This window comes from endosymbiont of Riftia pachyptila (vent Ph05) (assembly GCF_000224455.1).
Classification (GTDB): domain Bacteria; phylum Pseudomonadota; class Gammaproteobacteria; order Chromatiales; family Chromatiaceae; genus Endoriftia; species Endoriftia persephonae.
Genome location: NZ_AFOC01000090.1, coordinates 1 through 15212 on the forward strand (window position 1 = coordinate 1; position 15212 = coordinate 15212).

The 15212-nt window shown below is 59.5% G+C and carries 13 protein-coding genes and 1 pseudogene; 10 read left to right on the plus strand and 4 right to left on the minus strand.

Features of this window, described 5'->3' with window-relative positions; translation table 11 throughout:
- The 6 genes from RIFP1SYM_RS18280 to RIFP1SYM_RS12980 form a co-directional block, all read left to right on the plus strand.
- Positions 1-1143 (plus strand): hypothetical protein (locus RIFP1SYM_RS18280; protein ID WP_039960484.1); only part of this gene is annotated, 1143 nt, incomplete at its 5' end.
- Positions 1140-1784, plus strand: coding sequence for a hypothetical protein (locus RIFP1SYM_RS12960; RefSeq protein ID WP_005965442.1), 645 nt, complete (start codon positions 1140-1142; stop codon positions 1782-1784). The genes RIFP1SYM_RS18280 and RIFP1SYM_RS12960, both read left to right, overlap by 4 nt.
- On the plus strand, positions 1765-2316 hold the full coding sequence (locus RIFP1SYM_RS12965) for a hypothetical protein (protein ID WP_240992112.1): 552 nt from the start codon (positions 1765-1767) through the stop codon (positions 2314-2316). The genes RIFP1SYM_RS12960 and RIFP1SYM_RS12965 overlap by 20 nt, the downstream gene beginning before the upstream one ends.
- Positions 2313-3467, plus strand: coding sequence for a hypothetical protein (locus RIFP1SYM_RS12970; protein ID WP_005965446.1), 1155 nt, complete (start codon positions 2313-2315; stop codon positions 3465-3467). The genes RIFP1SYM_RS12965 and RIFP1SYM_RS12970 overlap by 4 nt, the downstream gene beginning before the upstream one ends.
- Positions 3468-3484: 17 nt before the next feature.
- A complete protein-coding gene (locus RIFP1SYM_RS12975; protein WP_005965448.1) occupies positions 3485-4198 on the plus strand; it encodes a type II secretion system protein in 714 nt (237 codons plus the stop codon).
- A 218-nt stretch (positions 4199-4416) separates the two neighbouring features.
- The gene (locus RIFP1SYM_RS12980) at positions 4417-5025 is read left to right on the plus strand and encodes a prepilin-type N-terminal cleavage/methylation domain-containing protein (RefSeq protein WP_005965450.1); all 609 of its coding nucleotides are present in this window, start codon (positions 4417-4419) and stop codon (positions 5023-5025) included.
- A 134-nt stretch (positions 5026-5159) separates the two neighbouring features.
- Here RIFP1SYM_RS12980 and RIFP1SYM_RS12985 read toward each other — a convergent pair whose 3' ends face one another.
- Positions 5160-6875 carry an ATP-binding protein gene (locus tag RIFP1SYM_RS12985; RefSeq protein WP_240992113.1) on the minus strand — a complete coding sequence of 572 codons (1716 nt, stop codon included), beginning with the start codon at positions 6873-6875 and terminating at the stop codon, positions 5160-5162.
- Between the two features lie 99 nt (positions 6876-6974).
- Here RIFP1SYM_RS12985 and RIFP1SYM_RS12990 point away from each other — a divergent pair.
- From RIFP1SYM_RS12990 to RIFP1SYM_RS13000, 3 genes and pseudogenes are all read left to right on the plus strand, one after another.
- A pseudogene (locus tag RIFP1SYM_RS12990) lies at positions 6975-9811 on the plus strand (valine--tRNA ligase).
- Between the two features lie 277 nt (positions 9812-10088).
- Positions 10089-11114 carry an AAA family ATPase gene (locus RIFP1SYM_RS12995; RefSeq protein ID WP_139042143.1) on the plus strand — a complete coding sequence of 342 codons (1026 nt, stop codon included), beginning with the start codon at positions 10089-10091 and terminating at the stop codon, positions 11112-11114.
- Positions 11115-11313: 199 nt separating this feature from the next.
- Complete coding sequence (locus tag RIFP1SYM_RS13000; RefSeq protein ID WP_039960491.1) at positions 11314-12096, plus strand: hypothetical protein; 783 nt, start codon at positions 11314-11316, stop codon at positions 12094-12096.
- Positions 12097-12154: 58 nt separating this feature from the next.
- Here the strand turns inward: RIFP1SYM_RS13000 and RIFP1SYM_RS13005 are convergent, their stop codons facing one another.
- From RIFP1SYM_RS13005 to RIFP1SYM_RS13010, 3 genes are all read right to left on the minus strand, one after another.
- Entirely contained in the window at positions 12155-12643 is a 489-nt protein-coding gene (locus tag RIFP1SYM_RS13005) for a hypothetical protein (protein ID WP_005965462.1), read from the minus strand.
- A gap of 144 nt (positions 12644-12787) precedes the next feature.
- On the minus strand, positions 12788-13171 hold the full coding sequence (locus RIFP1SYM_RS18830; RefSeq protein WP_305790597.1) for a glutamate synthase-related protein: 384 nt from the start codon (positions 13169-13171) through the stop codon (positions 12788-12790).
- Positions 13056-14297: an FMN-binding glutamate synthase family protein gene (locus RIFP1SYM_RS13010; RefSeq protein WP_005965464.1), complete on the minus strand. Its 1242-nt coding sequence runs from the start codon at positions 14295-14297 to the stop codon at positions 13056-13058. Before RIFP1SYM_RS13010 ends, RIFP1SYM_RS18830 begins: the two co-directional genes overlap by 116 nt.
- Before the next feature lie 199 nt (positions 14298-14496).
- Between RIFP1SYM_RS13010 and RIFP1SYM_RS13015 the strand changes: the two genes are divergently transcribed.
- Positions 14497-15212: thiamine pyrophosphate-binding protein (locus RIFP1SYM_RS13015; protein ID WP_039960489.1), on the plus strand; the 716-nt coding region annotated here is incomplete at its 3' end.

Here is a 15212-nt window from a genome sequence, read left to right on the forward strand (position 1 = left end):
TTCCGTAACGGCAAACTCTACTTCAGCCGGCAGGCGGCAGTGCCCCGAGGTGGGAAAGCAGAGATCCGCCGTTTCCTGCAGCAAGAGCTGCAGCACACCCGTGCCTTTCTCGCCTCGCGGCACTTCATCAAGAACGGCGAACCACTGCGTCCGGTGGCACTACTACGCGACGAGTGGGCCAGGCTCTTGCGCGAGGAGATACAGGCATCTGATCTACATGACCCAGTGATCGCATCGGTCTCCGAAGTGTATGAGTTATTTGGCATCAACACCGATGAGTCGGTTTTGTGCAACGTACTCTTCACCTGGCTCTGCTCCCGTGCTCCCCAACGCAGTCAGCCCTATCTTGACCCGCCGGGCCTACAGGACTACTACGGCTACCAGGCCGGACAGATGCTCAAAGCGGCTGCCATGGGACTATTCTGCATCGCCCTCGGCTTCTCCCAGTATCAGGTAGTTGAGGCCCTCATCGACCACGCCAAGATTCCGCAGTTGCTGCATAGCACTCAGCAAGCCGATAGCCATTTTAAAAAGCAGTATGGCGGTATTGAGGAGCAACTGGGGCAGGCGGCCCGCATGCGCCATTCGGTAGAGTGGTTCGACAGCTTCCGGCAGCACAGCTATCCCGCCCTCCCTGGTCAGGCGCTGGCAGCCGTCTCCAGAGTACTGGAGAGACCAGACCTGGAGGAGATCCAGATCACCAGCCTGCGCTGGCTGCTGGGAGACGAAGTGCCGCAGGCCACAGGTAGTGACAACTCACTGGGCGGCGATGATATGGACAACAGGCAGCAGCCGGGCGGCATGCTGGGGATGATCGACGAGATGGGCATGGATGACATGGCAGACGAGAGCATGGCGCAAGAGGTTAGTGGCCGGTTGGTCCACAACCTGCTGATGCGAGGCATCATCAAAAGCGAGGCGGAGAACTACCGTCGCCAGCTTGATCTGATCGAGCTGTTGCGTAACCGACTCTCCCACCAGGCCCATGTGGAGGATATCGCGGTGCGCCAGCTGCCGGTTGACATCAGTTCCAGCGGCCAGGTCTCCGGCCGTGCCGGAGTCAAGGCAGTAGGCAACAATGACCAGGATAAGGACCGGGAGTTCGAGATCCTTATCAGCTTCTCTCAGCAGGTGGAGTCATGATCCATTCCAACTACCTGCGCCGATACCGTCTCTCCTTTGCCGCCCTGCTCAGCCTGGTATTACTCTCATTCCTGATCATCAGCGCATCCATCTGGTATGCCAGTGAGATCAACAGCGAGACCGCTGAGGTCCGTACCGCGCTGCATCAGGCGATGGCCAGGATTCGCGAGGCGCGCCGCAATCTGGAGCTGGCCGCTATCTACCAGGATCGCTATAGCAGCCTGCAGCAGCAGGGAGTCATCGGCGAGGAAGAGCGGCTGGCCTGGATCGAACAGATACGTGAGACCGCCATCGCCCAGGGTATCCCACAGGTCACCTACTCACTGGCAAGCCGCACCCCCTTCCAGCCACCATCGGCGAGTGACCTGATCCAGTCGCTCCCCCTGTTTGGCAGCCGCATGAAACTGCAACTCGGCCTGTTGCACGAAGAGCAGCTGTTCCGCTTCCTGCAGGGATTGCAGCGGCAGGTAACGGGGCTCTTTCTGGTACGCAGCTGTCAGTTGCAGCGCGCCGAACGGGATCGGCCCATCAAAACCAATCGCACCGACCTGATCAATATTCGTGCCGCCTGCGATCTGGAGTGGTTAACGATCAACTTTGAAGCAGCAACTGGAGTCGTCGATGAGAGCATGGCGCCCTAGATTGACAATCCTGCTGCTCCTGCTTGCCGCACCGGCAGCCAGCTGGGCCGAGGAACGCCAAAACGGCTTCGGCCGGCTGTTCACCTCAGCGGAGCAACGCTATCAACTCGACAACCTGCTGCGACAGCCCAACGCGGGGCCATTCACAGAAGCTGCTGTTGAACCCCCTCCGGCGATTCATCTGAAAGGGACCGTATTCCGTCCGCATCAGCGCAATATCAGTTGGGTAAACGACCATTCGACGCTCAAAACCAGTCGGCTCTCAAATGGCATTGATGTGCAGGATCGCCACGCCGACCGGGATAAGGGCGCTATCCCGTTACAGTACGGCACAGCGATTAAGCGATTGAAACCTGGGCAGGTGTGGCTGTTACAGCAGCAGCGGGTGGTGGAAGCGATTGATCTGCCGACAGCGCAACCACTGCCAGCGCAGGCAGACGCGAAACAGACAACGGCCGCCACAATGGAACACAGCAAGACACAAGCCGTCCCCACCATTGATGCCACCGAAACTACAGGTAGCCAACTATGAACCACCTGCGCCGACCCCAACAGGGCGCGGCCTTCCTGCTGCTGATCTTCTCCCTGACCATGGCGCTGGCAATGGCGGTAGTCGGCAAGTTCTCCATCGACCGGTTTCGCCTGCACCGGGCCAACGCCAACCTGGAACAGCTGCAGCAGGCCAAGCAGGCGCTAATCGGCTACGCCGTGATGCATAGCCGTCCCGGCGCCCTGCCCTGCCCCGACTACAACGGCGACGGCCGCATCACTAACCCCGAAGACCACAACGGCAGCCGCTGTCGCAGTGAATCGGGCGGAACCATGCGCCCTGGTTGGCTACCTTGGCGGGAGCTGGGGGTGGCGCAACTGATCGATAGCAGCAACGCCACTCTCTGGTATCTGCCCAGTCCGGCCTATACCGAGCTGGCCAGCGTCCCGCTCAACAGCGACACCTCGGGCGCTCTGAGGCTGGATGGCCAGGGGGATATCGTTGCGCTGGTGATCGCCCCCGGGCCGGTGCTGGATCAACAACAGCGCAGTAGCGCGGTAATGGGCAATGCCGATCGGGCCCGCTCCGCTCACCTGGAGGGGGAGAACCGCGACAGCGACGCCGATTTCACCCAGGCCCGCCCAGCCTCCACCGGCCTCAATGACCGGCTGATCGCCATCACCCGCCGTGAGTTGATGCAGGAGGTAGAGCGCCGCGTGGCCGCAGAGATTGCGCTACGCCTACGCGACTATGTGGCCGGTTGCAGCCGTCTTCCTGATGCGGTGCCATTTACCGATCCGTCCGGGCTGGCGCTGTTCGACAGTCAGCCAGGCACCACAGAGGGGCTGCTGCCCATCGACAGTGTGCTGCCGGCCAACTGGGGCAGTGGCTGCGCCGCCGGCGCCTCCCTGCCACCCTGGTTCCAGGCCAACAACTGGCACTGGCTGAGCTATTTCGCCAGCGCCACGACCAATTGCTCCCCCGGCGTCGACTGCCTTGAGGTGGCCAACCTGCCCGGCCGAAGAGACGACAAACAGGGGCTGCTGCTGCTCGCCGGTATCGACCTTAGCGGGCGCCGCCCCTCCGCCACTCTCAGCGACTATTTCGAAGGGGAGAATGGCCAGAGTGGCAACCGCCGCTTCGACCTGCGCCCACCCGGTGGCAACGACACACTACGTGTCATCCTTCCATAGCAATCAGGAGAGCGGCCATGAAGGTCTCAGCACAACGCGGTTTTACCCTGATCGAACTGGCTCTCGGCATGGTGATCATCGGTCTGCTGATGGGTGGGGCATTGATCTCACTGATGTCGCAACGCGAAACCCAGGCGCGCAACGAGACCGAAGACCAGCTGCTCACGGTGCGTGACGCGCTGGTGGGTTTTGCCATGGCCAACGGCTACCTGCCCTGCCCAGCAACCCTCGGCAGCAATGGACAGCAGGCCCCAGTCGGCGGCGGCAACTGCAGCCAACCGCACGGCTATGTGCCGGTCAGAACTCTCGGGCTCTCCGGCACAGTCGACAGCAACGGTCTGCTGCTGGATCAATGGAACTCTCCCTTGCGCTACAGCGTCACCCAGAGTGATGTCGGTGGCGCATCAAGTGCGGACTTCACCACCCCCGGCGATATGCGGGCGGTGCAGATGCAGTTTCTCAATCCCGATCTGCAGATCTGTCAGGCGGTCAACTGTCCCGCCGGCAGCGTGATCAGCAGCACCGCGCCGTTTGTGATCTTTTCCATCGGTAAAAACGGCACCCGCTCCCCCGGTCGTCATGAGCGCGAGAACATCGACAACAGCGATCGCCAGTTCTGCTCCCGCGGTTACGCCGACCTGACCAGTTCAGAGCGCTTCGACGACCTGCTGCTCTGGATCTCGCCCCAAGTGCTCTACCACCGCCTCGTCACTGCCGGGCAGCTGCCCTGAGCTGATCCCAGACGTTGAAGCCTCAACAGCTGTTGAGGAATGCACAGCCTATTGTCGATATTTCAACACTGCGTTGGCACCTCGAAGAGATAACTCCGTGACATCTCCCGTGCAGGCCCGTTTTCAAGCTTTTTTATGACCAATTTCGCCTACTCGCCCATCTGGCACGCAGCCTGCAATAACACACTTGACTACTACCAATCGAGAGGTCCAAGAAAATGAAAAAACAGAACGGCTTTACCCTGGTGGAGATATCCATCGTCCTGGTCATCATCGGCCTGCTGATCGGCGGCATCCTGAAGGGTCAGGAGATGATTCAGNACGCCAAATACAAAAACTTCGTGCAGCAGATCGACTCCTATCGGGCGGCGGTCTACGCCTTTCAGGATCGCTACAAGGCCCTGCCCGGCGATTTCAACAAGGCGACCACCAGTTTTCAGGCACCCAGTGGCGTGACCGTAAGAAATGGCAATGGCGATGGTACTGTGAGCGGTGGCTGGTGCGACAGAAACACCGAAGAGTCCTGCCTAGTCTGGCAGCATCTGATGCTGGCCGGCATGATCGGTGGTGATGTCAGCGCCCAGGGCAAGGCCCTGCGCCGTCAACACCCCTACGGAGGCCTGATCGACGCCATCTCCACCGGTAACTGGGCGAATGGCCGCAACGAACTGAAGATCCTGATGCGTAGCCTACCCGGCGACATCGCACAGCGCATGGATGATGAGCTGGACGATGGCAATGCCACCTCCGGTGATATGGCCCGCTACGGCGGCTCCGGTAGCAGCTATGACAAAAACCAGAGGCTCGATGTCTTCATCACCCTTTGATCCCCTGTTGTAGACGCAAAGCCCGGGAATCTCCGGGCTTTGCGTTGTCTGGAAGATCAGCACATTTATAGGTCAGGCCGCACCCGACATTACCCATAATTTCAGTCGATTACACCTGGCGGGCATGGCCCGCCCTATTTTTTGTCAGGCCAATCTCCGCCGGCCTCCCCCTTCTCAGCCGCTCCCTTCAAGGTAAAACAGACCCGTCCGTTGCGATTCTCCGCCAACTCCAGCTTAAAACCGTGGACCTGGGCGATCCGGGCGGACTGGTAGAGCCCCACCCCCAAACCATTGTCCGAGGCGACCGGCCCGTTAAACAGGCTTGCAACCACCGCCTCGGGCACTGCGGCACCGCTGTCACAGACTCTGAGCAGAAACCCCTCGTCACGGGTATTGTGCAGCTCCATGCGGATCATCAGCTGCGGCTCACTGAGCCGCTTGAGCCGGGCGTTCTCCAGCAGATTCTCGCTGATCGAGGTCAACACCGTGGCGGGCACCTTGCGCCTCACTTCCAGATGTGCAGAAAATTCGGCATCACGGCCAGTATAGAGCAGCTGTAAACGCTCCCACCAACTCTGGATTTCTACCCAATCTTCTTGTTGAACCAAAGGTGCCCGCAGCTTATCCAGTGTCGTATGTAGTCTTTTTCCAAGTGCTTTCAGCTGACGCGAGACCACTGCCAACGCCTCACCATCACAGTCATGGCGCGCCTCTTCGGCCAAGGCAGCAACAGTATTCATCGCCTGCAGAATATTCTTTATGTCGTGGGTCAGACGTGCACCGGTCTCGTAGATGGCACGCAGATGCGCCTGTTCAGAGAGCCGTTTCTCCCGCGAGTGGGCCAGATAGAAAAACATCAGGGCCTTCTGCAACAGCCGGGTATGGTAGCGCAGGCCTGGTCCGACCTCCTGATGGAAAAAGAAGTGGATGCCAATATCCTGCTCACCCACCATTGAAACAAAATCGGTGGCCCTGCCAACCATCTGATCACCGTTTTCCCGGGTGACTTTCACACCCTCCACCCAACCGAGTTTCAATGCCTCTTCAGCCCCCGCAGTGAGCAGGGTTTCAGGTTCGATATTGGGGCGGGAGGCGATATTGGCCAGGTTGGAGAGCCATAACTCAAACGGGGTTCCAAGATTGAAGATATAGCTCTCCCAGAGCTGGGAGAGCCCCTCACCCGAGCGCAAGAAGAAGCTAAGCGCAAACATCAGCAAACCGATACCGAGCATCGCACCGGCCAGCCCAAAGTGATATTCGATGCCGCTGAGCAGATGCACCATCGCCGCCCCCATCCCCAGCGCCAACACCAGCAAAACAAACAGCATGGAGTGGAAAAAGTCGGTACGGCCAGCACTGTCCCCACCCCACGATGGCGACAGCACCATCCAGACAATCGGAATGAAGCCCAGAAAGATAAAGAGACGGTACTCAGCAGCTGAAAAATTTGCGGGAAACAGCGTCAGTGGCAGCAACACCAACAGCAGATCGACAAGCAACACAACCAGCGCAGCCGACAGCAACAGGCGCTCACTGCGGCTGGAAAACACCCGCCCACTGACCAGGCCAATCAGCAACAATAACCACAGCTCTGCCGCGAAAGGTCGGGCTGGTGTAACAAAACAGATCAGAATGGGTAGCAGATAGAGCAGATCCCGCAGTTGCCAATCCACATCGCGGCGCAACAGCGGCTGCCAAAGCAGGAAAAAACCAAGATGAACCAGAAGCAGACCCATTGCAACCGTCGAATCAATCCCGCTCAGCAACGCGAGCTGCAACGCCAGCAGTGACAAACCCAGACGACGTCCCGGAACAGCCAAGCTCTTTTTTAAAGAGAAAACCAAATCCATCTGACACCCATTATCTCGGATAAAGATTACTCTCCCCCCTCCCACAACTCATGGGGCTATAATAGCCGCCTTTTTTGGCCGAACCATCTGATACACACCATGGACAAGACCTACGACCCCCACGCCATAGAACAACGCTGGTACCAGACCTGGGAAGAGCGCGGTTACTTCGCCCCCGCAGCCGAAGGCGACAGCGCCTACTGCATCATGATCCCGCCGCCCAACGTCACCGGCAGCCTGCATATGGGGCACGGTTTCAACAACACGATCATGGACACCCTGATCCGCTTCCACCGGATGAAGGGGGACCAGACCCTCTGGCAGCCCGGCAGCGACCACGCCGGCATCGCCACCCAAATGGTAGTGGAGCGCCAACTGGAGGCACAGGGCAAGACCCGCCACGACCTGGGCCGCGACGCCTTCATCGACCGTATCTGGGAGTGGCGCCAGGAGTCCGGCGGCAACATCACTCGCCAACTGCGACGTCTCGGCTCCTCCCTCGACTGGCAGCATGAGCGCTTCACCATGGATGACGGGCTCTCCGAAGCAGTCAAAGAAGTCTTCGTGCGCCTCTATGAAGAGGGGCTGATCTATCGCGGCAAACGCTTGGTCAACTGGGACACCAAGCTGCACACCGCAGTCTCCGACCTGGAGGTGCTCAATGAGGAGGAGAGCGGCCACATGTGGCATATGCGCTACCCCCTCTCCAACGGCCAGGGCCACCTGATCGTCGCCACCACCCGCCCCGAGACCATGCTGGGCGACTGCGCGGTGGCAGTGAACCCCAACGATGAACGCTACAAGCACATGATCGGCGAGCTGCTGGAGCTGCCGCTGACCGAGCGCAAGATTCCGATCATCGCCGACGAGGAGCACGTCGACCCCGAGTTCGGCACCGGCTGCGTGAAGATAACCCCGGCCCACGACTTCAACGACTACGCTGTCTGGCTGCGCCACCGCGACGAGATCGCGATCAGCGAACAGCCCCACGGCGGCCTGATCAATATCTTCACCAGCGACGCAGCGATCCGCGAAAATGAGGTGGAGGAAGGCGAGCTGATCCCCACCAAATATATCGGCATGGACCGCTACCTGGCGCGCAAACAGATCGTCGCCGACCTGGAAGCCAGCGGCCTGCTAGAGCGGATCGACGACCACAAGCTGATGGTGCCCCGCGGCGACCGCTCCGGCACCGTGATCGAACCCTTTTTGACTGACCAGTGGTACGTCAAGGTCGGCCCACTGGCGAAGCCCGCCATCGAGGCCGTCGAGAAGGGCGACATCAAATTCGTACCCGACAACTGGAAGAACACCTACTACGAGTGGATGCGCAACATCCAGGACTGGTGCATCTCCCGCCAGATCTGGTGGGGGCACCGCATCCCCGCCTGGTACGACGACGAAGGCAACGTCTACGTTGGCCGTAGCGAGGCTGAGGTGCGCAACCAGCACGGCCTCGACGCCGACTACCCGCTGCGCCAGGATGAGGACGTACTCGACACCTGGTTCAGCTCGGCGCTCTGGCCCTTCTCCACCCTCGGCTGGCCGGAGGATACCCAGCGCCTGCAGGCATTCTACCCCACCAACGTGCTGGTCACCGGCTTCGACATCATCTTCTTCTGGGTGGCGCGGATGATCATGATGGGGCTCAAGTTCATGGATGGGCAGGTCCCCTTCCACGAGGTCTATGTGCACGGTCTGGTGCGCGACTCCCACGGCGATAAAATGTCCAAGTCGAAGGGCAACGTACTCGACCCGATCGACCTAATCGATGGCATCGAGCTGGAGGCGCTGGTGGAGAAACGCACCAGCGGCATGATGCAGCCAAAACTGGCGAAGAAGATCGAAAAACAGACTCGCAAGGAGTTCCCCGACGGTATCCCCAGCTTCGGCACTGATGCTTTGAGATTCACCTTCGCCGCGCTGGCCGCCACCGGCCGCGACATCAAGTTCGACCTGGGGCGCATCGAGGGCTATCGCAACTTCTGCAACAAGCTTTGGAATGCCTCCCGCTACGTGCTGATGAACACCGAGGGAGAGGACTGTGGCCAGTCTTTACCACGATCGGGAGGCGAACTGGAGCGCTCGGTGGCCGATCGCTGGATCCTCTCCCGGCTGCAGCAGACCAAACAGAGCGTCACCGAGGCGATCGAAAACTACCGCTTCGACCACGCCGCTCAGGCGATCTACGAGTTCACCTGGAACCACTACTGCGACTGGTACCTGGAGCTGACCAAGCCGGTGCTCAACAGCAACACCCATCGGAGGCCGCCAAGCGCGGCACTCGCCGCACCCTGGTGCGGGTGCTCGAGGCCCTGCTGCGCCTGGCCCATCCGATCATGCCCTTCATCACCGAAGAGATCTGGCAGCAGGTCGCGCCACTGACCAGCAAGGATGGAGAGACCATCATGCTCCAGCCCTACCCCAGCTTTCGCCAAGCGCTGGTCGACCCTGAGACGGAGCAGCAGATGGAGTGGGTGATGCAGTTCATCCTCGGCATCCGCAAGATCAAGGGCGAGATGGACATCGCCCCCTCGAAAAAGGTGCCGGTGCTGCTGGCCAATGCCAGCGAGCAGGATGCAACCTGGGCCGAGGCGGCTCGCCCCTACCTTGATTTTCTGGCCAGGACCGAGTCGATCATCCGGTTGGATGAGGGCGATGCCGGCCCTGAGTCTGCCACCGCCCTGGTCGGCGAGATGCAGGTGCTGATCCCACTGGCCGGCCTGATCGACAAGGATGCGGAGCTGGCGCGCTTGGAGAAGGAGATGGGCAAGCTCCAGGCTGAGCTGGAACGCACCGACAAGAAGCTCGCCAACCCCAACTTTGTCGACAAGGCACCAGAGGCGGTGGTGCAGAAGGAACGGGATAAACTCGAGGTGGCGCGCAGAGCATTGGCTGATCTAGAAACACAGGCAGAGAAGATCCGCGCTCTCTGAGCTGGCACTCCAGTGCCGCCCTGACCGGCCGAAGCAGCACCCGGCACCAGCGCCGGGTGCTGGCTAGCCAGCATCGACTCTCAACACAGCCTGAGAATGCCCAGCTTCCCCCACCGGCACACAGCACCCTGCTGAAATCTCATCAGCAGCTGCCATGTTTCCATGGGGGATATGGAATAAAAATCGTATGAGGGGAGGCAGGCCGGTGGTTCAGTGCCAGAAAGAGCCAAATGTCGGAAGCCTTAACCGTCAATGGGTCCTGAACATCGGCGGTTTTATGACCCCGATGCCGGGCGTGCCGGTACAGGACACAACACTCTCAGAGGAGGCCGCCAGTGCCTGTGTCGAGAATTACATTGGTTGCCAAAACTTCGCCCTCAGTAAAGAGTGTGTGGCGGAGCGAGAGGCATGCAGAGAGGTAGCCCAGGGAATTACCGAACAGCCTGCAAGAGAGCAAAAACTGGGGCAGTGTCAGGATCAGTTCGAGCAGTGCAATCCGCCGCCCGACCTTCAACCCACGATGGAGTCAAGCTGGACACAGATCGAAAGCGGTATCGTGGTCCCCCTCTATGTGCTGATTTTCGCTCTCATCGGAGGAGCCGTGAGCATGACCCGGCGGGTGCCGGAGATCCAGCACAACGCCTGGCGGGTGGAGCAGGAGGTGACAGCGATCATCAATAAGCATCCGCTTGTTTCGAAGTTGGCGGACGCCACAAACCACTACACCGCGATGCTCAATGCGGCAGGAAGACTCGAACCCGATTCGCTGCAGCAGGAGGCAGAAGAGTTGGCGAACCTGGCTTCCGGACTTGAGATCCGTCACAGCAAGGGGATACAGGAAACCGCGCAAGTGGCGGACAGAGTGGCGGAAAACAGCAGTACTGCAGGCCTGCAGCCGTTGCAGGAGGCGGCACAAAGACTGAGTCGAATATTGAGTCAACTGCAGCAGACCGACACCAGCAAACTGCAGTCCGATGCAAAGCGCCTGGAAGACGAACACTGCCTACAGGTTCGGGACAAGCGGGTATTCGAGATCATGCAGGTACTCTCAGCGCCCGTGATTGCGGTCATCGCCGTCTACTCTATGAAGCTGGAGACCGGGGCCACCACCGCCCTGGTTGCCTTTGCCACCGGTTTCGCCTCCAAGACTATTCTCTATGTCATCCGCGCCATGCTGGATGCCCTGCAACCGCAGTATGTCACCCGTAACGAACAGGCACAGCAAGAGAAAACCTCCCAGGGCCTGAAAAAGCTGCAGCATGATGCTGACTCGCAACAGAGCGAGCGTGTCGCTACCCCGTAAAAAATTTTGGGACATCCCAGCCCCAAAATTCGACTCGCCAACGCGACAGCCTATAGTGCCCCGGCCGCCCTGCGCCCGTGCCAACCCCAGAAATCGACATGCCTGCATTCAGCTTTCATTCAGTTAAACCCCCTTAGTCTGTAAACAGAAGATGAGTTATCTCAACCTGACTAACTTAATAAGACAATGGGAGACAGTGATGAAAAAACTGAGTGGAGCACTGCTCGCAACGGCTGGTTTTCTGTTTGCGTTTGCTGTTGAAGCACGACCAGTCTGGCAGGATGACAAGATCGATGTTGAGATCGTCTCCGATTATGGCCAGGAGTTCCCTAAATATGAAATTGATAACGACAGGAAGACACATCGCGCCTACCTGGAAGCCCGAAAGGGAAAAAATTACACTATCCGTGTCACCAACAATAGTGATGAACGCATCGGACTCGTCATTACGGTCGACGGCAGGAACATCATCTCCGGGAAAAAATCCAACCTGAAACCCCACGAACGCATGTATGTTCTTGGCCCCTATCAACAGGCAAAGTATGAGGGCTGGCGCACCAGTAAAAAACGGGTCAATCGATTCTATTTCACCAGCATCGACGACTCATATGCTGATGCCTGGGGCGACCGCACGGCAATGGGCGTCATTGCAGTTGCCGTGTTCAAGGGCAAAAAGCCTGACATTACATATGACAACTATCCCCGCCGACAGGAGAAGCGCCGCGCGCTTCGTAGATCGGGGGCAGACACGCTTGAAACCGCACCTGGCACCGGGTTTGGCGAGTCGGAATACTCACCGGTCAGAACCGTGCACTTCAAGCCGCGTTCCAAGGCAAGCGAAAAGCACTTCATAAAATACGAGTGGCGAAGAACACTCTGCAGCAAAGGCGTAATCGACTGCCAAATCACGCACAATCGTTTTTGGCCTGATGAATGGGACAGCGGGTTTGCACCCTTTCCCCCCGGTCGCGGGGGCTTTTAACCCGGGTCTCTTACCATGATGTGGGTTTTGGGGGCAATCTGACTAAGAAGCCTCTATCTCAGAAGATTTGCCCCGGTTTGACTGTGATAAAACGGTAGGGTGCTGCCAGCAGGCCGTCGTCGGTGGTCACCAGCACGGTGGCCTCCCACTCCATCGCATCCCGCACACAGACCGGCAGTATGCCCTTACCGCTATAGCGCCCCTCCGCCACCCGACTGAGCTGTGGACGGTTGAACCCCATGTTCATATCGACCCCTTTGAAATCAACCTCGACCCGCTCCGCCTCGATGCCCTGCAGCGTCACCTGCAGCTGCAGCGGCCGCACCAGCGGGATCTCACGGGGTTCGATAACGAAGCTGATGCTACCGCCGCCAGGCAGGGAGGATACACAGGGACCGGCGCGAAGGTCACAGCCGGGATCGAGCGGCGCAGAGAACTGAGCCTTAGGGTAGAGGATCGGCCAAACTTTGTAGACCACCACTGCGACCAGCGCGGTCAGCAGCACCCCTACAGACAACCATAAAACACGATCTTTTTTCACTGCCATTGAGACTGCCGGGTTGAACTGGATTCAGGCATTGTAGGTGAGCCGGGCCGAAGTGGCACTGTCCAAAATCAAATCGAAAGATAGCAACCAGACAGCCTCAGAATCAGTCAAATGTCGCGACTAAAGCCACCCCTGTAGAGCTATCTATTTACTAGCCAGCTCAATAAATCGTTCAGGATCGGGCTGCGGGTAGGGGTAGAGCCGGTCGAGCGGGATGCTGTGGCCAGCAGTCTGCACGATCCGCACATGGTTGCGCTGGAACTCATGGGCACAGCTGAGGCCACAGGAGTGGGCCAGCATGTCGAGCTCCTGGTTGATCTGGGTGGCGTAGCTGGCGACCCGTTTCGCCTTTTCCGCCACCACCAGCCCTTTCTGCAGCCGTGGGTTCTGGGTGGTGATGCCGGTGGAACAGCTATTCTGATGACACTGCAGCGACTGGATGCAGCCCAGTGAGAATAGAAACCCCCGCGCACTGACGACAAAATCGGCACCGGCACAGAGCGCCCAGGCGGCCCGGTCTGAGGTCACCAGCTTGCCCGAGGCGATGATCCGAATCCGCTCCTGCAGAACCGGCCTGATAGAGCACATCCACCAGCAGCGGTAGGGACTCGCTCAGCGACAAGCCGACGTGGTCGGCCAACGCCTGGGGCGCGGCGCCTGAACCGCCCTCACCGCCATCGAGGGTGATAAAGTCCGGCGCGCTCACCGCACCGCGGCGCAAGATCGCCGCCACCAGCTGCTGCGGATAGATCTCGCTGCCGATCACCGTCTTCATCCCCACCGGCTTGCCGGTGATGCGGCGCACCCGCTCGATCACATCCAGCAGCTCATCCGGGTTACTGATCTCCTGGTGGCGATTTGGGCTGATCGCATCCTCTCCCTCGGGGATGCCACGGATCGCCACGATCTCGGCGGTCACCTTGCTGCCCGGCAGTATCCCGCCCTTGCCCGGCTTAGCGCCCTGGGAGAGTTTCAGCTCGAAGGCCCGCACCTGCGGCAGCTCCGCCAGCTCCCGCAGACGCACCTCATCGAGCTGCCCTTGGGCGTCGCGCACACCGAACTTGGCGGTGCCGATCTGAAAGATCAGGCTGCAGCCGCCCTTCAGATGGTAGGGGGAGAGCCCCCCCTCACCTGTGTTCAGCCAAACCCCGGCCTCTGCCGCACCGATCGAGAGCGCCTCCACCGCCCGGCTGGAGAGGGCGCCAAAGCTCATCCCGGAGATATTGACGATATGCTGCACGACAAAGGGGTGACAACACTGGGGACCAATCACCAGCGCCGGGGCGCAGTGCAGATCCGATTCGAGGATCGCGTAGGGGGAGTTGACGAAGATGATCGAGCCTGGCTCACGCAGGTCGTTGGTCGAGCCAAAGCCGATGGTGCCAGGCAGCCCCTTCGCCTTGCGGTAGACCCAACTGCGGGTGGCACGGTTGAACGGCAGCTCCTGGCGGTCGTGGGCAAAGAAGTATTGGCGAAAGAACTCCCCCTGGCCTTCCAAAAAGTAGCGCATCCGCCCGACCAGCGGAAAGTTGCGCCGCACGCTGCTGTGGGTCTGAGTCAGGTCACGTACGAACATCACACCAAGTAACAGAAACACCAGCCCCGCCAGCCAGCCCATGCCGGTAAACAGCCAATAGACGAAGTCAGCCGTCATCGCTTTCCCCTTATGATATCACCATTCAAATACCTTAGCTGCTACGGTTCATGGGGTGATTCGGTTTCATTACACACCCATTGCATCTGATGGAGAGAAGTGCATCCAACAGCTGGAAAAGATACGTATAGGCTTGGAGTGCCAATAAATGCCTCGACTCACCATTGCAACGGAAAAAACCAAAACGTCAGGAGTCACTATGCCGAGCGCCGCACAACTACTGGTTGAATGCCTGGAGAATGAAGGGGTCGAGATGATCTTCGGCATCCCTGGCGAAGAGAATCTAGATCTGATGGATGCGCTGTTGGAGAGCCACATCAAGTTCATCACGGTGCGCCACGAACAGGGCGCCGCCTTCATGGCCGATGTCTATGGCCGCCTGACCGGCCGTGCCGGGGTCTGTCTGGCAACCCTCGGACCGGGGGCGACCAACCTGATCACCGGCTTTGCCGACGCCAATATGGACCGGGCGCCTATCGTCGCCATCGCCGGCCAGGGAGCCACCACCCGGATGCACAAGGAGAGCCATCAGCTGCTCGACCTGGTTAATCTGTTTGCCCCGATCTCCAAATATAGCAGTGAAATCAAGGAGCCGGAGATCATCCCGGAGCTGGTGCGCAAGGCGTTCAAGGAGGCCCAGGCGGAGAAACCCGGCGGCGCCTTTATCAGCTTCCCGGAGAACATCGCCGGCAGCGAGATGGTGGCACCGCTCAAGCCGCTCAAGGTACAGGCGCCAATGCCCCCATCGCCGCCTCAGGCAAAGATCGAACAGGCCGCAACTCTCATCTCAGCCGCAAAGGCACCGATCATCCTGGCCGGCAACGGGGTGATCAGGGCCGGCGCCAGCGCTGCCCTGGTGGCGTTTGCCGAGACCCTCAAGATCCCGGTGGCGCAGACCTTCATGGCTAAGGGGGT